Consider the following 19,539-nt stretch of genomic DNA (forward strand, 5'->3'; position numbering starts at 1 on the left):
AGGGTGGAAGTTTATGACCAGAAGTTACAATTTCAAGTAACTGATAGAAGTGCCTTAGCGTATATACTCACTTCTCTAATCCCAATAACCAATGTAATATGAAGTAGTCAATCAATCTTAAGGCCATGATAGTTTGAAGTTTTACGTTGTCTCCGACCTACATCTCGACATTCAGGGAATACGCCGTGATTATTGGCATGACTTCGATAAAGAAGCTACTTTGATCGTTGCAGGTGACACGGCGAACGGTCTCTCAGGCATAGCATACGTAAAGAATGTACTTTGCCGCCACTTTAAAACCGTCATCATGATTGCTGGAAACCATGAATGGTATAGCAATAAAAGTAAATCCTACTGTAAAAAAAGCACACTCCTTGGCAACGAATCCATTACCAAATCTGGCGTTATCAAAGATTATACGAGTTCAGTACTAGTAAAGCTTAAGGCTCATAGCGATACTACTAAAAACCTGTTCTTTTTGAATAATGAATCGATTGAGTTGGAAGGATGCACTATCTTTGGTGGAACGCTCTGGTTTCCTATTCATACATACTCTGCCGAGCTTGTAGAAGCATATTCTGAGTTGATGAACGACATTAAGTTTATTGACAGCTCAATGATTGAAGAGCAGTACAAATCGTTCGTTAAGAACCTACCAGAAAAAGTTGATCTTGTTGTTTCACATCATCTTCCTTCTAAAGAAGCCTTCGCCTCAGAAGTAAATGCCAACAGTGTCTATACTCCCTATTACCAAGCAGGGCTAAGTAATGATTTGATTTCAAGAGCGAGGTTTTGGGTGGCTGGGCATCAACATGATGCTGTAGAGAAAGTCATCGCTGACGGTAATACCACCTTAATTTGTAACCCCAAAGGATCTGTCCGCTTGAGAACCAGTGGACTAATGCCTAAAAAAGCTTATTATCTCTAACCACAAGCTAACAAGAAACTTCGGCATTTGAAAGTCCGTCAAGGGTTTCTCTCTACTACTCTTCTTAGTATTCAGATGACCAGATCGCGTCTTTGTCCGTTATCTAGTTAAATGTTTTAGGTAATAGCTTTCCCTACCGAACATCCGAAAACTTAATTTTTATAAAATGATTTCGGATGGAAATCAAAGTGTACTGTTGTACTAGTAACAATGCCTTACTCAATAACAACATATATCTCAGCTTAAAAAAATAATTACGTAATACTACGATTATTTTCATCTGCCGTATCAGATAATTCAACACAATAAAATATTCATAGATAAACAACAAATGTAAAATTACAATTAATTAATAAATATAAAGACAGGATATAAAGGCAAACCAAAATGAATAAATCCACTTTTAAAAATATCACCATCATAGAAAGAGAAAATAAAAGTAAACTCAGACTACGTAAAGGTAAACAGCGCCAGGATACAATTTTCGAAGTAGACCTAAACACGAAAAGCAACATCTTTAATCATGGCGTTACTAGCTACGCTCGAAGTCTAATTAAATTCAATAATATGGCGCAGGCAGAACAACTCGATCAGATGGTCGGGACTATTCTTCACGACATTGCTGCTAATAAAACCAAAATAATTAGTGAATTTAAAGAACATATCTTCCGTGTTAATATAAAAACTGAAAAGATCCAGATTAAAGTAATTAAATCACATAAAGACAAGGTTAAGAAAGCCTTCCGATCAGCTAAATTCAATTGGGACGATCTAGCATGGGAAATTAAGAAATCGTCTGCAAACATGAAAAAGGCATCACAGCTAATTCAAGAAATCAAAGATATAGCGACGAGGGCGTTCAGAATTCTGTGTCAGCTAATTTTGGCTAAATATCTAAGACGTCATCCAAGCGACCTTCAAAATGAATCGCCAGTTGAGACAATGTCATATTCCAATTCTGTATTGGCATTGTCCATTTCTTAGAAGCATTCAATATCCCAGCATACAGTAGCTTAAGCAAGCTATTTTCATTTGGGAACCCACCCTTAGTTTTGGTCAGTTTACGGAATTGGCGATGTACGGCTTCAATAGCATTTGTCGTGTAAATAGCCTTTCGGACGTATTCTGGATATTTGAAGTAAACCGATAAATTTGCCCATTTGTTCCGCCAGGAACGAATCACTATTGGGTATTGCTGTCCCCATTTGGCTTCCAAACGATCCAACTCCATCTCGGCCGCTTCTTTGCTGACAGCCCGATAGACTGGCTTCAAGTCGGCCATAAACGCCTTCTGATGCTTAGAGGCAACATATTTCATAGAGTTACGGATTTGGTGAATGATGCATTGCTGAACTTCTGTATCAGGATAGATGGTTGCTATCGCTTCTGGGAAGCCTGTTAGCCCATCTACGCAGGCGATCAAGATATCTTCAACGCCGCGGTTATACAGATCTGTTAGCACGGAGAGCCAGTAATTAGCGCCTTCCGACTCTGACAGATAAAGACCGAGCAGCTCCTTTTTCCCCTCAACATCTAAGCCCAATATTGTGTATATCGCTTTGCTAACGTAGCGTCCGTCTTCTTTGATTTTATAGTGGATGGCATCAAGCCAGACAAAGGGATAAAGTGCATCGAGCGGACGTTGCTGCCACTCCTTCAGCTCAGGTATCAAACGGTCGGTAACACCTGTGATGGTGGCCTCAGAGACATCAATGCCATACATATCTTCTACGTGACCACGGATATCACGGTAGCTCATACCGAGCGAGAACATGGATAGGATCTTACGGTCGATCTCATCGGTCAATTTAGTCTGGTTCTTCTTAACTAACTGGGGTTCAAATGTTCCAGAGCGGTCGCGTGGGGTATCCAGTTCAAACGTGCCGACAGAAGACTTAATCGTTTTCTTGCTTGAGCCGTTCTTACGGTTAGGTTGCTCATCACCTTCAAGGTGCTGTTCGAGTTCTGCTTTCAAAGCAGCTTCTGTGATTTGTTTAATGAGCGGAGTTAAGAAGCCATCTTTACCTGTCAGGTCTTGGCCTGACTGAAGGGCTTTAATAGCTTGTTCTAGATCGAAGTCTTTGTTCATGTGTCATTCCTGTTTTGTATATCATACTGAAATGACACAGATTTCTAAACACTACCATAGCGACAGAGGAAGACATTCTCGCAGTTCTTAATGTTAGTGATGGTTACATATCTAAAACTCTTCTAGATATGACTTCATCAAAACAATATCAAACTCAAAATTCTAATGATTAATCAAATGATAATGTGTTAATCTCTCCTAAATACTCAGTAGCGTACTCTAGCCCGCTTTCACACTTAGAAAATCGAATCACAAGTTCTCTGCTAGTGCAAAGATTTCAGAAAAAGCGCACTGAAAAATGCCCAGCGTGTGCTGGGCTTATCGATAATTCTAGATTCTTTAATCAATGAGTGGGCCAGGGCCTTAGATTGCGAATTCTTCGAGTGTTTTACCTGCATCAAGAGCTTCTTGAATGGCTGACGGAGTGCTTCCTTGACTAGTCCAGGTTTTCTCGATGCCATTTGCATCCATGTATTTGTACTTCGTGGGTCGAAGTTCATGCTTACCCTGCTTTTTAGATTTCTTAGTACTAGTCGATGATAAAGCTGAAATCAGTTCATTGACATCTAATCCTTGAGCAGAAATTTGTTTTGCTTCTTTTTCTGCTTCTTCTGCACGAAGGGATTAGTTGCACACCACTGCGCTATTGGGATGGAAGACAATTACGATAAACGCCTCGGCTTCAAAGCTCACCAGTAACCACTCTGTTGTTTTTCTACACAAGTTTGTAGTTCACGGCTTTATGAAAGTGAGGCTCCTCATTGTTCATATCGAGTTTTTCCGAGCAGTAAGGACAAAAGCGAATATTAAACGCCGTTTGCCATAAAAGTTCTCCCACATTATTGATTTCCGTGCTTAGCTCCAAGTCTCTTTCTTTTGCAGTTTCTGAAATGAATAGAAACCATTGTCGATCTGATGTGTAATGATCAGTGAAATAGATAACAACCTCTTCTGGCATACGTTCACATTGATGCTGTTTATTCATGCATTCACCTTCGGCTTTTATGAGTTTATCTGTCTAAAAGAATACGAAGTTTTCTGATGTTTCAGTCGCTACGTTTCTTCTCGATTTATACCTGTTACAACCATATAGCCCAGGAACACGAGACTCCTTTTGGTTCGGGCTTTGCTGATATAAATTGTTGGTAACGGACTTTTCTTTAGTTCCAGAATACCTAAAGCGCTCGAGTTGATCTTCAACTGTTAATGAATTAGCTTTAAAAATTGCTTCTTCATCTGAAATACATAAAATATTATTATCGACATTCTTATCAGAAACAATTTCAACACTTCTTTTATTGATGTAATGATACTTTCTTTTTTTCTGAGTTTTCAGTTCAACACTCATAACTATATCCATTAAAAATAAAACCAACAACTTTAATTAACCCCCTCTGTAAAGAATATTTTAAAACTTTATATTTCCCTTAATTTAATAATTAAACATTTAATTATTAAATTCCAAAAAAATATAACCACCTGTAGTTATGACTATATAGCTCTATCAACTTAATGTTGTGTTAATATTAAACATAACATAGAATAATGTAGCTAAAGCCAATAACTTTAATCATTTTTAATGTAAGGAGTTCCATCTTGAAAATGATTTTCGAAATGCAGTATCGGCGTACAGAAAAGTTTATCTATAAACGTGAGGAGATCTGCTCAATCTTTAGAAGTGATGATATTGAGCAGATTATTGCAAAAAACGACTACATCGTCAGTATTGATTTTGAGCGATTTGTTTACTTGCGTTCGACATTGCCGCCTGATTTCTTTGACAAACTAGCTTTGTCACTGCGAGAAGGCGAACTGTGTTATATCTCTTTCGAAGATGCCCTCTCAAGATGGAGTGTTATCTCTCAGATCCCGATGATTTTAATTCTGGGTACAACAGGGGAATCAGGTTTTTATAAGACTAGGTTTGGCAGTATTGAGTTTGTCCATGTTCCTCATAGTCATGAGATAATACTTGCCAATACGACTGAACCTTATTACGCCATTCGCTTAGCTAAGAAGTTTTTTGCTTTTGATGATTTAAAACGGATTGATAGGAACATGCATCTTATCGATTACGAAGAACTCTATTGTGATGATTAAATAATTAAAATCATAAACCTTTACTTTTTATAGAATTTAATTGACTTTAATCATCATCAGTTATAACTTAAAAACAGACGCGTTAAACACCCCGCGTGTCACTTAATAAATCTACAATAAACGAAGTTTTGGGGTAAGTTTATTAAGGATTTATTATGCAAAATTTGAAGAACTATCAAGAACAGTCAAATAATCAAATTTCTTTGATTCACCACCCCCTGCTCACTAGTCATGACATTCGTTTAAACGGCAGAAAGTTACATATCACTTCGCCACTAGACCTATGCCTTACTTTTGCACAATCTATGGAGCTAGTACTCCTTTCGTATGTAAAATTGAATGATGGTTCTGCTATTATGGCAACCTTTTCAAGCACGTTTCTATGTCAGGTTGAAAGTGAGGAGGACATTTTAAACGTAGTGTTTGCTCTCAATAAATCTCATTTTAGAAATCTAACTGATAAAGGGCAACTTCAACTTTATCTTTTTGATGATGTCGATAACAACTCCGAAACGGATGATTTCTGTTGTTCCTTCTCAATTAACGACTGGCTAAATCACACTAAGACACATCAAACCTCGTAAAACCATATTTTTACTCTATGTTAATCTTTCCCCAGATTGATTGTTGCCAGCGTGTTAACGCTGGCTTTTATCGTCTGTGCCTACCTCACATTTATGCTCAATAAAACATCCATCAACACTATCTGGATTGATGTCAGACCCAAAATGGTTCATACTTCAAACATTAAATAATTCACGATAATTGCTATGGACCAACTTAGCTACGCTCAAAAACAACGATTGTCTTATATAGATTTCCGTTTGATGTTTGTGGGCCATTTTTCGCGAGCTGAAGTCGTCGCACATTTTAAGATGGGGCTTTCCAATGCCACTCGGGACATTAACCTGTATAAAGAACTGGCTGGAGAGAATCTTGTGTACGACAATGCCGAGAAGCGTTATTTCCAAACGTCATCTTTTAAGCCACTTTTTGACTATGATGCACAAAAAGCGCTGAGTCAGCTTACGCACAACTTCAGTGATAGCATCGACATAATGGAAGATGTTCGTTTCCCTGTTGAAACACCGAGTCAGCTTGCTGTACCCAATATCCACATTGTTTCTAAGCTAACCCAATCAGCACTCAACAACAAAGCGGTATCGATTGAATACATTTCTCTAGATAGTGGCCCAAGCAAAAGAACGATAGTACCACACACATTAGTGAACAATGGTCTTCGATGGCATGTACGTGCCTACGATATGAAGAGCCATGAATTTCGTGATTTTGTTATTACTCGTATAACTAAAGCCAAACTGCTGGATCTAGCGGTATCAGAGTCTCAATCCAAAATGTCAGATAACCAATGGTTACGTATTGTTCCATTAGAGCTAGTACCCCATCCCAACAATATTAAGCACCCCAAAGCCATTGAGTTGGACTACAACATGAATGATGGTGTTTTATACCTCGATGTTAGAGCCGCTATTGCTGGCTATTTATTACGAAGACTCAATGTCGATTGTTCTGATAGTGCCAGATTACTGTCTCCAGAACACCAACTATGGCTACGTAACAGTCCAACACTTTATGGTATCGAAAACCTACACTTAGCCGCAGGCTATGAGGGAAATCGAACTCAACTTCATTCTTTAGGAAACATCGATGTCTGAACACAAACGCTACCTAGGCGATCTTATTGGTGGAAGTCTAATGCTCCGTGAAAGCCAAATCATTGCCGACCTGCTATTAACAGAACCAACCCTAGAGGATTGGAACAAAGCGATTGTAGAAGAGAACATCTTGCAAAAGCCTTCAGCTGCGTCAGCTAAACGCAATGCCGCGACGATCAAAAAGCGTCTGGAGTCGTTAAACAACGAGTATCTTCAAAAATTAGCTTATAGCGGTACAGAAGAAGCAACACAGTTAATGTTCGCTGCAACATTAATCAACGCCCCTATCCTAGCCGATTTCATGCGAATCGTAGTAACAGACGCAAAGCGTATGTATAGAGAAGCATTGAGTGTAGATGACTGGCAGCATTTTTGGCAGGAGCGCGGACGCTTATACCCAGGTTTACTTGAGATGTCAGAGGCATCTACATATAAAATATCCCAAGTCGCGTTCAAAGTTTTAGCAGATGCAGGCTATATAGACTCCACCAAACACAAAAAACTCATGAATATCTTTATCTCACCTGATGTACGCATTCTCCTATCAGAGATGGATAGAGATGATATCGTCAGAGCAATGGAGCCATAATGCAAACAGTACAGCAACTCCAGCAACGTTTGGAAAAAGTGAAAGACAGACTGGAAAGTGATGAATTTCTTACCAATAAAGAATTAGGCGGTGAGATAGGCTTTTACATTTTCGACTACCCTGCTGAGCACGAGATTATCGTTAGAGAGCATATCGACTTTTTGACTAAAAAACTGGCATCACGCAGCGAAATCAAAGGAAAACGCTTCGCGTGTATCAATTTGTATGAAATGGTCGTCGAGTTACTGAAGTCTCGTAAGCTCCTCGACCGAGCTTACAAGATGCAATTTGAGAAAGGTGATGATGCCTTATTCAAAGCACTAAAAGGCCCTCTTGAACAAAATCGGTTTGCTGAATTTATTGTAAAACAGGCTAATGTACTTGAATGTGACTTCATCATCTTACACGGCCTAGGCAGTGTCTGGCCTATTATTCGCGGGCATGGTCTTCTCAATGCATTGCATGCCAAAGTGGGGAACGTGCCTACCGTAATGTTTTATCCTGGTGAATACGATGGAGCAACATTAAAACCATTCGGCCGTATCGAATCAAATAACTATTACCGTGCGTTCAAACTCGTCCCATAGTCAATAAAAAGTATATGACGATGAACTTGCAAACTTACAATAAGCATGTTGGTTAGAAAAAGAATGAAGATTAAACAACTTTTTACGAAAGATATCGCTCGCCCTATCAATGGCGTTGTTAAAGCAGATCAAACCGAAAATGAAACCGTCTTCGTCGAACTTGATGAATACGTCATCACGAATGAACTAAAAGAGCATATAGAGAACTTTTTTAAATTTTATATGCCCTCTGTGTACGACCCAGAACAAGCTGCGATCACTGGCAAATCAGGGATTTGGGTTTCTGGCTTTTTCGGTAGCGGTAAATCGCACTTCATCAAGATCCTGTCATACCTTTTGAAAAATGTGTCGGCTACTGATGGAAAAACAACTCGCACAGCGTTTGATTTTTTCTCTGAAAAATTGAAGGACGATGCATTCCTAGTTGGTGATATTGAAAAAGCGATCCAGAAAAACAACAAAGTTATTTTATTCAATATTGATAGCCGAGCCGATACTGATGACAAAGAAGATGCGATTCTTAAGGTCTTCCTAAAAGTATTCAATGAAGAAATGGGCTACTCAGGCGATCATGCGCATATTGCCCACTTGGAGCGAGAACTGGATTCTCGTGGGCAGTTTGAAGGCTTTCAAACTGCCTTTGAGTCAATCACAGGTGAAAGCTGGCTAGAACAACGGGATTCCTATGATTTCTACCGTGATGACATGGCAGAAGCACTGGCACAGGTTACGGGTCAATCATTAGATTCCACTAAGCTGTGGGTCGAGAAAATTGAAGAAAACTTCCCTCTGGATATTGCCAATTTCTGTAAGTGGGTAAAAGAATACCTTGATGGGAATCGCGATCGCCGCTTGCTCTTCTTCGTCGATGAAATCGGTCAGTTTATTGGTAAAAACACCCAGATGATGCTCAAACTACAAACTATCACCGAGAATCTCGGAACAATTTGTGGTGGTCGCGCTTGGGTGATCGTGACATCTCAAGCCGATATCGACTCCATTGTTGGCGGTATGCAAGGCTCAAAAAGCCAGGATTTTTCCAAAATCCAAGGTCGATTTGAACGTATTTCGCTTTCTAGCTCCAATACGAATGAAGTTATCGAAAAACGTCTACTCAGTAAAACAGAGGAAGCCAAGAGTCACCTGTCTGAACTCTATGATGCCAAAGGCGATATCATTCGTAGCCAGTTGAGTTTTGAACAAAGCAATGCGGCTGAAATGGCGAACTATCAAAGTAGCGATGATTTCATCAATACCTATCCATTCGTGCCGTACCAATACAACTTGGTACAAAAGATCTTCACAGGCATCAGCCGTGCTGGTGCTTCAGGGCAACACATGAGTCGTGGTGAACGTTCGTTGATTGACGCCTTCCAAATCGCCTCAAAAGAGTTTGCCGATAAAAACGTGGGTCGTTTGATCCCTATTCACAGTTTTTATCACTCCATTAAGAAGTTTCTTGATGATGCTGTCGTGCGTGACATTAATCATGCCGCAGACAAAACTTCCATTGATGAATTTGCAGTTCAAGTTCTGCAAACCTTATTTATGATCCGTTACGTCGATGAAGTGAAATCCAATATTGATAACTTGGTAACCCTTTGCATCAGCGAAATTGATCAGGATAAACGCGCGTTGCGACTGGCTATTGAGGCTCGTCTCGAGGTACTGGAACGTAACAACTTAATTGCTCGACAAAACGATGAATACATTTTCCTGACTAATGAGGAAAAAGAGATCGAAGAAGCGATTAAGAAGACCGATATCGAACCTTCAGATGAGACAACCGAACTGAGTAACATCATCTTTAACGAGATATTGCGTCGCAACAACAACTACCGTTACCCAGAGAACAAGCAAGATTTTCCAGTGGCTCGTTTTTGTAACGGTGTTCCTTTTGATCGCAATTTAGACAGTGATATTTTGCTGAAAGTCGTTTCACCTATCGACAACAGTTACGACGAATACAACGACGCTACCTGTGCAAACTTTTCATCAGATTGCATTCTTGTCAAACTGAATGATAACCCTCGCCTATTCGATGATCTTCGTACTTATATTAAGACGGAAAAATTCATTCGCAAAAGCAGTAGCGCCTCAGGCTCGAGTCAAGAACAGATCCGCCGCGATAAAGCCAACGAGAACATGAATCGTCGCAAGCGATTAGTCGGAGATCTCGAAGAACTCATCAAAGAGTCTGATTTTTACACGCTTGGCTCTGGCTTTGATGCAAAAGGTAGCTCACTTGCTGTCATGCTAGAGGGAGCCTACCGCTACATCATTGAAAATACTTTCGGTAAGCTCAAACTGATCAAACCATTCCCTGGAAACATCCTAAGTGAAATCCAGCAAACTTTAGCCGCTGGCGATACGGCACAGATTGGCCTCGACTTAGCAGGTGAAGAAGCCAATCCACTCGCAGTTCTTGAAATAGAACAGCACGTTTCATTAAGTGACGACCATGGTTACGCAGTCACAGCGGCCGATATCATCAAGAAGTTCTCAAAGCGCCCTTATGGTTGGAACACCGATGAGATCATCCTAATATTGGCACGTCTTGGTCTTGCCAATAAACTTGTGTTTCAGGCTAACCAACAGGAAGTCCCGTTAAAAGGCTTATATGAACATCTAAGTAAGTCTCAAAAAAGAGCGAACCTGCGTATTCGCCGTATCAAGCAACAATCTGAAGCTAATCTGAAAAAAGCAGCGAAGCTGTATAAAGATCTTAGCTTTGGCACCGCTCCTAGCGCCGAAAAAGAGTTATTTAACTCAGCAGTTGAAAAGTTAAATCAATGGCTGACTAAACTGAGACGATTCAAATCTATGTCATCGACTGGCCATTACCCTGGTGGTAACGAGATCGATGATGGCGTTATGTTGTTATCAGGCTTAACGGAAATCAAAACCAGCTTCCAGTTCGTTGATGAATTCATCGCTAAAACCAACGACCTGCTCGATTTTGAAGAAGAGTATGAGTTACTGGAAAACTTCTACGAAACTCAGTTTACAAGTTGGCAAGGGCTAGAGCGTGCTTTAAATATCACCTTCTCCGCGAACCGTGCGTTCCTTGAAAAGAATGCGGAGGCAATGGCTGCACTTGATAAACTTACTGCTATTTATCACAACGCATCACCGTATCGAGATATTCGTAATATTCAACCTCTGGTTGAGACGCTGACCTCAATCAATAACCAACTGATTGAAAAACAACAAACTTATACCATTAAAAAGCTCGAACAACGTATTGGTGAAGTTAAAGAACTGATTGAAAACGCTGGAGCAAGTGCAGAGATCAGCAATAAAGTATTATTGCCTTTCCAGAACGCAATTAAACGCGTGCAACGTGAAAACAGTGTTTCGCAGATTAAGCACGAGCTTATTGAAGCGGATGATTGGTTTAACGATGCGGAAAAGGCAGTGAACACCTACATTCTTCAGCAGCAAGCGCTAGCGAAAAAAACGCAAGAAGCACAATCTTCAAATTCAGAAGCCACCGAATCACCATCATCAACGAGTCAATCTTCTGCGAACTATGGTTCATCGACTACAGAAGCAATGCCTGTTCGCGAAAAAGCGCCCAAGGCAAAGCCGACTCAAGCAATTGATGCGATGGAAGTCTACAGAGAAGTCTCTGAGGCGACTTATATGGAAACCGTCGAAGATGTTGACAATTACCTGAAAGCGCTGCGCGATAAACTGGTCACTCTCGTTGAGAGTAACCATAAAGTACGCATTAAGTAACAGTGTCAGCCAACAACCATTGAATTTCTGCCTGAGCGCAAGCTCAGGCCAAACCATCGAGTTATATAAAATGAATACCAACAAACTCAAAGCTTATGCCCCGAAAGCCCGTTTGGCTTTTATGGATGCAGTAAAAAAACGCGCTGCCGTACTCGGCATTTACGAAAATAAAATCAGTGAAGCCACGACACAAGGAACTGATACCCTTATTGAAGGGCGTATCTTTACACGCAAGCAAGGTCAACAGCGTCAACAGTTAGTGAATCGAATCGAAGCGCTTGGAGGTGGTAAAGATGGCTACAACCAATTTATTAACGAAATGGCGTTTACCTGGTTTAACCGTTTTACGGCCATTCGTTTCATGGAAGTGAATGGCTATCTTGACCATGGCTTCCGTATGCTGAGTAAAGAAGTAGATGCGGAGTTTGGCCAAGGCTTTGAAATCTTAGCTCATGCCGCTGATGTGGCAGAGGATTTGGGATTAAATAAATCCGACATCGTAGAAATGCTATTAGCTGGCGACAAAGAAGAAGAGCTGTATCGTGAATTATTGCTCGCTCAATGCCACCAGCTCAGCAAAATCATGCCATTCATGTTCGAGAAACTGGATGATGCCACCGAGTTGCTACTGCCAGATAATCTGACTAAAACCGACTCGATTCTAAAAGAACTGGTTAATGAAGTACCTGAAGATAACTGGCGAGAAATCGAAGTCATCGGTTGGCTGTACCAATTCTACATTTCAGAGCACAAAGATGCGGTTATAGGTAAAGTTGTAAAAAAAGAAGACATTCCAGCTGCGACACAGCTTTTTACTCCAAATTGGATCGTAAAGTATTTAGTTCAAAACTCACTTGGTCGCCAGTGGTTAGCCACCTACCCTGACTCTGAGCTGAAAGATAAAATGGAATACTACATCACTCCTGCCGAGCAAAGTGATGACGTAGTTGAGCAACTAAAGGCAATTACGCCTACCAGTATCGACCCAGAGCAAATTAAAGTCCTCGATCCTGCTTGTGGTAGTGGTCATATCTTGGTTGAAGTGTATGAAGTGCTGCGTGAGATTTACCTAGAGCGTGGTTACCGATTACGTGAAATTCCTGAGTTAATCCTTACTAAGAATATCTATGGTTTAGATATCGATGATCGTGCTGCACAAATGGCCGCTTTCGCTGTACTAATGAAGGCTCGCGAAGATGATCGCCGTATCTTTAGCCGCGTTGAAGACAATCGCATTCAACTAAATATTCACTCAATCCAGTCAACTGAACATCTGGATATCAACCAATTATGGAAAGACTTAGATCTGGATGAAAACAAGCAAACTGGTTCGATGGAAGATTTGTTTGCAGAACAATCAGTTTTTGTCGAAACATCTGCCAAAAACCAACAGTACTTAGATTTACTACGATACCTAAAAGAACAATTCATTGACGGTAAAAATCTCGGTTCCTTGATCAATATTGACAATAAGTATCTTGAAATACTGAAAAAGTTAAAGTCTGTACTAAAAGATAAATTGCAAGATTCCAGCCCTACTGTACGAGACGCTTGTGAAAAATTACTCCTTGTAGTTCAACAATCTGAAATCTTAGCGGAAAAGTATAGTATATGCGTTGCAAATCCACCATATTTGGGTCAGAAAGGGATGAATCTTAACTTAAAAACTTTTGCTAAGAATCACTTTCCAAATTCCAAGAGTGATTTATTTTCTCTATTTATGGAACGAGCTTTTGATGTTCTTGATGCGAATGGTTTTAATGCTCAAGTCAATATGCAATCTTGGATGTTTCTATCAAGCTTCGAAAAGTTACGTGAGTCATTGATAGACACTAAAACCTTCATAACTATGGCCCACTTGGGACCTCGAGCATTTGGACAAATTTCAGGAGAAGTCGTTCAAACTACAGCTTGGGTGATACAAAAAACGCATATTGATGGATTTATCCCTTCGTTTCTTCGGTTGATTGAAGGTAACGAAACAGGTAAGAAACTAGCATTGCTTAACAAGCTGAGTTTGCATGCACATACAAAACAAGGTGATTTTCGGGCTATCCCAGGTAGCACCATTGCATACTGGGTGACAGATGACTTAAGGCGTTGTTTTAAGAAATTTCCCGCACTAGCAGACTTTGCGAAACCAAGGCAAGGGCTAGCGACATCTGACAACAATCGATTCCTTAGACTCTGGCATGAAGTAAACTTTAGAAATGTATGCCTTAATGCAACATCACACGAGGAAGCGGCGCTGTCCAAGCGAAAATGGTTTCCATGCCAAAAAGGAGGAGGATTCAAAAAATGGTATGGTAATCATGACTATCTTGTGAATTGGGAAAATGACGGTGCTGAACTGTTAGAGTTCGCAGCATCTTTATACGGGTCTCCTACACGAACTATTAAGAACATTCCTTTTTACTTTAAGAGTGGATTGACTTGGTCAACACTGACTTCTTCAGGAATGACCATGAGATATTCTCCTTCTGGATTTATATCAGAAACTAAAGGTGCCATTTGTTTCTTTGACAACGAAAAAACCAAATTTAAAGCCCTCGCTATCCTTAACTCTAGCGTAATAAATCCAATCAACCTTACTATTAGTCCCACATTAGATTTCCATGAAGGTCCTGTAGGAAAGCTACCCATCAATATAGGTGCTAGCGACGAATTAGTAGGGCTGGCAAAAAAATGCGTAGACATATCGAAGGCTGACTATGATAGCTATGAGACTTCTTGGGACTTTACTTTTAATTTACCAAGGCAGGAAGGGTCGCTAGAAAAGCAATGCCAAGAGTTCATACGATATTGGGAAACCAAAACGCTAGAAATTAAATCGCTAGAAGAGTCAATTAATAATATCCTCATTTCCGACTACGGTCTCAAAAATGAAGTAGAGATAGGTGTTGACTTAGCATATATCAGTCTGGACAGAAATAAATATTTTAGTTTTGCAGATGTAAAAGATTTATCAGTAATCAATAAGAAACAAATTGTAAGCCTAGTTAAAGAATGTCTATCATTTTCTGTGGGCTGCTCCATGGGCAGGTTTTCTCTAGACCGAGACGGTTTAGTTTACGCCTATTCAGGCAACAAAGGATTCAAAGAACTCGTAACAGAAGGCGCATACAAAACCTTCCCTGCTGATGATGATGGGATCATTCCATTAGCAGCCGAAGAATGGTTATTCGATGACGATGCAACTAGCCTCTTCCGAGATTTCGTCAAAACGGTTTGGGGTGAAAAACACCTGCAAGAAAACCTCGATTTTGTGGCCGAAAGTTTGTGCTTAGATGCGATCAAGCCAAAGAAAAATGAAAGCTCGATGGAGACGATTCGTCGTTACTTCTCGACTCAGTTCTACAAAGACCATTTAAAAACGTATAAAAAACGCCCTATTTACTGGCTATTTAGCTCAGGCAAAGAAAAGGCCTTTGAATGCTTGGTGTACTTGCATCGTTACAATGAAAGTACCCTTGCCCGTATGCGTACTGAGTATGTCACCCCATTGATGGGTAAGCTGGAAACTCAGCACTCGGTCTTAACGGAAAGCCGCACAAACGCGAGTAGCACAGAGCAGCGACGTATTGATAAAGAGTTGAAATCAATCGAGAAGAAACAGTCCGAACTTCGTGCCTTCGATGAAGAGTTGAAGCACTTAGCAGAAATGAAGATTTCTATCGACCTAGATGACGGAGTAAAAGTTAACTACGGTAAGTTCGGTAACCTACTCGCAGATGTCAAAGCGATTCATGGTAAAAATCCAGAATAACTTAAGTAACTGATAGAGCAGGCTATATCTACAGTAGCCTGCTCTACCTATTGCGGTTTTTATGTAATAATTGCATGCAGGATGTAAGTGAAGGAGATTTCGATGAGTGAACATAAGGCTCAATACTGGAAGTGTGCTCTGCAAGTAAACCCTGCGAGTTACATCAAGTATCGGGGAGAGCAGCAAAGTCAATCAGAAGATGAGTATAATCAAGCTATCTTAGCAGCTTGCCTTGAAGAAAGTATCAAAATTATAGGCTGCGCAGACCACGGTAATGTTGCTGAAATTGCGTCACTAAAAAATGTACTGGAGCCACATGGTATCGTCGTTTTTCCTGGGTTTGAAATTGCATCTAGCGAAAAAATTCACTTTGTTTGTCTGTTTGATGAATGCAAAACATCCACAGAGCTGAATAGAATTCTCGGCAGCTTAGATCTTATAGATCCTACCGATGGTGTTTCTCCGTCTAGACTAGGAGCCATTCAACTCATCGACAAAGTAACTGAGCTGGGTGGTTTTATCTATGCGGCACATTCAACCAATGATGATGGTGTATTAAAAAGACGGATGCATCATATCTGGCAGCATTCTGGATTACTAGCTGCTCAAATCCCTGGGTCGATAGAAGATCTGAAGGGTGTCGAAGATGACTTTTACAGAAAAGCAATTCAAAACAAGCTTCCTGACTATAAAAAAACGCCTAAGATAGCCGTCATAAATGCAGCCGATGTGGCAAAACCAGATGATCTTAGAAAACCTGGTGCTAGTTGCTTTATCAAGATGACAACACCTACCTTTAGTGCATTCAAAATGGCATTCGTTGACCCAGAGTCAAGAATAAGGCTCCATTCCGACATGCCTGAAAATCATGCTTCAGCTATAGAGCGTATTGAGTTTATAGATGGGTATCTAGATGGTGTTGATATATCAATATCAGAACATCTAAACACGATAATTGGAGGTCGGGGAACAGGCAAATCAACGTTGCTAGAGTGCATCCGCTATGCTCTAGATAAAAAGCCGTTTGAAGCAGGCTCCGCAGACAAACAACATAAAAAAATTATTGACCAGAACCTCGGAAAAGATAAAGGGATGGTGAAACTGACGATCAGAAGCAATGTGTTAAATGGTCGTCGATTTACTGTATCTAGAAAATATGGTGAATACCCTGTCGTCCGCGATGAGCAGAATCAAGTAACTCAGTTCCATCCATCTGAGCTGGTTCCCGACTTAGAAATTTATGGGCAAAATGAAATCTACGAAATGGTTCGGGATGATGTCCAGCGAACAGTTTTAATCAAACGATTTATCTCCGATGAAAAGCCAAATGAAATGGCTCAACGTCTACAAACGCATATTGCAGAGAATAGAAAGAAAATACTAGACCAACAAAAAGAAATTGCTGCGGTTGAAACAGAAGTGGAGCAGCTACCTAACCTCCAAGAACGTGCGAAGCTGTTCGCAGACTTAGGACTAGAAGAAAAATTAAAAATTATTCCTATTTTAGAACGAGAGAAACAATTGGTTCAAACAACTAAGGACGAAGTATTACGCTTCTCTTCCCTAGTTGAGATAATCAATGACAATCTGCCTGATCCTGTATTTCTAAGCGAAACAGCTATATCCACCTTACCTCGTGCAGAAGATTTTCGAAAACTACGATCTGTTTTAGAAGATCTAAAGAATACAGGTATCACCATTAGCAAGCAGCTACAAGAAAGCTCAACAACTGCAATGAATACTTGTACTCCAATAACTGAAAGCGTAGCTGCACAAGTTAAAGCTCAGGAGGATGAGCTTGAGAAGGCCTTCAGGAAAATCCCTGCGAACAATGGAAAATCAGGAAAAGCACTAGGGGCAGAATATAAATCTATATTAACTCGTATTGAGCAGATCAAACCTAAGCAGCAGCAACTAGCAACAAGAAACACATTGCTAACTGAGTTGTATAGAAACCGAGCGACTTTAATGGCTGATTTACGAGAGGAAAGAACTAGACATGCTAGCGATTTGAAACGAAAAATCAAAGCCTTAAACCGTAAGCTTGAAAACAAAGTAAAACTAGAACTATGCTCCGAGGCTCAAAGGCAAGACATAGTTGACTACTTACTTGGATGTCGTCTAGAACAAGTCGGTGCTGCAAGACTATCTTGGGTAATAGAAAACGATTTTACCCCAGCACATCTCGCAACAAAGATTAGAGAGGGGCATGATGCCTTGGTTAACTGTGGTTGGGGGATAACTCCTACGGTTGCAACCTCTCTATGCAAAATGACAGAACAGCAACTTCTTATGCTTGAAGAAGTACAAGTGAGCGATCGAATGTCCATAGAGTTGAACGTCAGTCATACAGATGAAGAACAATTTAGAGATGTTGACAGCTTATCTACGGGTCAGCAATGCACAGCTATCTTGCATTTATTGCTTTTGGACAATAATGACCCACTCATACTAGATCAACCTGAAGATAACTTGGACAATGCCTTCATCGCAGATAGAATCGTGACCCAGCTACGTAGTGCCAAAACATCTAGACAGTTTATCTTTGCAACTCATAACGCCAACATCCCTGTATTTGGTGATGCTGAGTGGATAGGAGTTATTAGCTCTGACTCAGACAAAGGTGTCATACCTGAAAGTCAGCAAGGTGCTATTGATGTTGAGCAAATACAGAAATTAGCCGCCGATATCCTTGAAGGCGGTGAAGCTGCTTTCAATCAGAGACGGAAAAAGTATGGCTTTGACGATAAAGCTGTTACGAATAAATAACTTGGAAGAAAAAAATGTTAAGAACAGAGCTACTTGAAATCATTGCTAACGGTGAAAACTCAGGTGTTGAATTCAAACGTGACGACATCAGACCAGAACAACTTGCCAAAGAAGTGGTAGCTCTAGCGAATCTGCGCGGCGGTCTAATTCTCCTTGGTGTGGAAGATGATGGCTCTATCAGCGGCATCAACAGAGAAAACCTTGAAGAATGGGTTATGACGTCTGTATTTTCCGCCAAAGTTCATCCTATGATTCTGCCATTTTATGAAGAAATACAAATAGAGGATGGCAAAAGGGTCGCTGTAATATCTCTAACCCAAGGAACTAGCAAACCCTATGTGGTAAGACATAATCAACGTGAAGACGTCTACGTGCGCTTAGGTAGTACATCTCGCTTGGCTAGTCGAGAAGAACAAGCTCGCTTGTATGAAAGTGGTGGAATGCTTCACTCCGAAGTTTTACCCGTAGCGGGGACTTCTTTTGCTTCACTAAGCAGAGAGCGGCTAACTGATTATCTCCAAAATATTCTACAAGAACCTGAAATGCCAACAACCGAACAAGAGTGGATTACACGACTACTTGGGCTTGGTTATCTTGTCGAAGGTGTTGGTGATCAGGTTGTGTGTACTATAGCAGGCTTGCTTTTATTCGGAACTGCTCCGAGGCGCTACCTAAGGCAATCTGGTATTAGACTTATGGTGTTCGATGGTGACAGCATGGAATACCGAGCAGAACTCGACGAGGTGATAAATGCACCTTTTGTGGGTTTATGGACAACTGAAGGCGGAACGCGTCAGCTTGAAGAAGTTAACTACGGGATCATCGAACGCTTTATTGACAAAATCACACCTTTTATTAGTGAAGAAGCTGACAACATCGATAGTGGTTTCAGACGAGAAAATCAGTGGCATTATCCGAAAGAAGCAATTCGTGAGGCTCTAATCAATGCCCTTGTCCACCGAGACTGGACAAAAATGGTTGATATTGAGGTTGTTGTTTACTCTAACCGAATCGAAATATCTAGTCCAGGAGCTATGCAAAACTCAATGACCATCGAAAAGATGCTCGCAGGACAACGTTCGCCTAGAAACCCTCTGATAGTTGAAGTTATGCGAGATTATGGTTATGTAGATGCGCGTGGAATGGGAGTAAGGACTAAAATAATCCCTCTCATGAGGCAACACTCAACTTCAGAGCCTGAATTCCAGCTTACCGACGATTATCTGAAACTAACACTGTACCGTTAGTTAGGTTTAAAACCCCACAGTTGTAGGAAGTTCCCGATAGCAAGCTA

Annotated in this window: 14 protein-coding genes and 1 pseudogene; 11 read left to right on the forward strand and 4 right to left on the reverse strand. The window is 40.5% G+C overall.

The window, feature by feature from the left end:
• Window positions 1-133 precede the first annotated feature (133 nt).
• A complete protein-coding gene (locus tag I3X05_RS18420) occupies window positions 134-928 on the forward strand; it encodes a metallophosphoesterase (RefSeq protein ID WP_337971390.1) in 795 nt (264 codons plus the stop codon).
• Window positions 929-1,315: 387 nt separating this feature from the next.
• Window positions 1,316-1,912: a hypothetical protein gene (locus tag I3X05_RS18425; RefSeq protein WP_337971391.1), complete on the forward strand. Its 597-nt coding sequence runs from the start codon at window positions 1,316-1,318 to the stop codon at window positions 1,910-1,912.
• Here the strand turns inward: I3X05_RS18425 and I3X05_RS18430 are convergent.
• From I3X05_RS18430 to I3X05_RS18445, 4 genes and pseudogenes are all read right to left on the reverse strand, one after another.
• Window positions 1,815-3,017, reverse strand: a complete 1,203-nt coding sequence (locus tag I3X05_RS18430) for an IS256 family transposase (RefSeq protein WP_095661319.1) — start codon at window positions 3,015-3,017, stop codon at window positions 1,815-1,817. The genes I3X05_RS18425 and I3X05_RS18430 overlap by 98 nt on opposite strands.
• A 363-nt stretch (window positions 3,018-3,380) precedes the next feature.
• A pseudogene (locus tag I3X05_RS18435) lies at window positions 3,381-3,635 on the reverse strand (H-NS family nucleoid-associated regulatory protein); the annotation flags it as partial.
• Window positions 3,636-3,732: 97 nt separating this feature from the next.
• Entirely contained in the window at window positions 3,733-4,002 is a 270-nt protein-coding gene (locus I3X05_RS18440; RefSeq protein WP_005376194.1) for a hypothetical protein, read from the reverse strand.
• A 33-nt stretch (window positions 4,003-4,035) separates the two neighbouring features.
• Entirely contained in the window at window positions 4,036-4,365 is a 330-nt protein-coding gene (locus tag I3X05_RS18445) for a hypothetical protein (protein WP_005376192.1), read from the reverse strand.
• A gap of 266 nt (window positions 4,366-4,631) precedes the next feature.
• On the opposite strand from I3X05_RS18445, the gene I3X05_RS18450 reads away from it, so the two are divergent.
• The 9 genes from I3X05_RS18450 (at window position 4,632) to I3X05_RS18490 (ending at window position 19,492) form a co-directional block, all read left to right on the forward strand.
• Complete coding sequence (locus tag I3X05_RS18450; RefSeq protein ID WP_337971452.1) at window positions 4,632-5,117, forward strand: hypothetical protein; 486 nt, start codon at window positions 4,632-4,634, stop codon at window positions 5,115-5,117.
• Between the two features lie 155 nt (window positions 5,118-5,272).
• Window positions 5,273-5,701, forward strand: a complete 429-nt coding sequence (locus tag I3X05_RS18455) for a hypothetical protein (protein ID WP_337971392.1) — start codon at window positions 5,273-5,275, stop codon at window positions 5,699-5,701.
• Between the two features lie 186 nt (window positions 5,702-5,887).
• Entirely contained in the window at window positions 5,888-6,793 is a 906-nt protein-coding gene (locus I3X05_RS18460) for a WYL domain-containing protein (RefSeq protein WP_043045765.1), read from the forward strand.
• Window positions 6,786-7,382, forward strand: coding sequence for a DUF1819 family protein (locus I3X05_RS18465; RefSeq protein WP_025605130.1), 597 nt, complete (start codon window positions 6,786-6,788; stop codon window positions 7,380-7,382). Before I3X05_RS18460 ends, I3X05_RS18465 begins: the two co-directional genes overlap by 8 nt.
• On the forward strand, window positions 7,382-7,969 hold the full coding sequence (locus I3X05_RS18470) for a DUF1788 domain-containing protein (RefSeq protein WP_029805258.1): 588 nt from the start codon (window positions 7,382-7,384) through the stop codon (window positions 7,967-7,969). The genes I3X05_RS18465 and I3X05_RS18470 overlap by 1 nt, the downstream gene beginning before the upstream one ends.
• A 63-nt stretch (window positions 7,970-8,032) precedes the next feature.
• Complete coding sequence (brxC, locus tag I3X05_RS18475; RefSeq protein WP_337971393.1) at window positions 8,033-11,710, forward strand: BREX system P-loop protein BrxC; 3,678 nt, start codon at window positions 8,033-8,035, stop codon at window positions 11,708-11,710.
• 70 nt (window positions 11,711-11,780) lie between these two features.
• Window positions 11,781-15,476 carry a BREX-1 system adenine-specific DNA-methyltransferase PglX gene (pglX, locus tag I3X05_RS18480; RefSeq protein WP_337971394.1) on the forward strand — a complete coding sequence of 1,232 codons (3,696 nt, stop codon included), beginning with the start codon at window positions 11,781-11,783 and terminating at the stop codon, window positions 15,474-15,476.
• Window positions 15,477-15,578: 102 nt separating this feature from the next.
• The gene (locus I3X05_RS18485) at window positions 15,579-18,245 is read left to right on the forward strand and encodes a TrlF family AAA-like ATPase (protein ID WP_065091080.1); all 2,667 of its coding nucleotides are present in this window, start codon (window positions 15,579-15,581) and stop codon (window positions 18,243-18,245) included.
• A 14-nt stretch (window positions 18,246-18,259) separates the two neighbouring features.
• A complete protein-coding gene (locus I3X05_RS18490) occupies window positions 18,260-19,492 on the forward strand; it encodes an RNA-binding domain-containing protein (protein ID WP_337971395.1) in 1,233 nt (410 codons plus the stop codon).
• Window positions 19,493-19,539 lie beyond the last annotated feature (47 nt).

The organism is Vibrio navarrensis, assembly GCF_015767675.1.
Classification (GTDB): Bacteria; Pseudomonadota; Gammaproteobacteria; order Enterobacterales; family Vibrionaceae; genus Vibrio.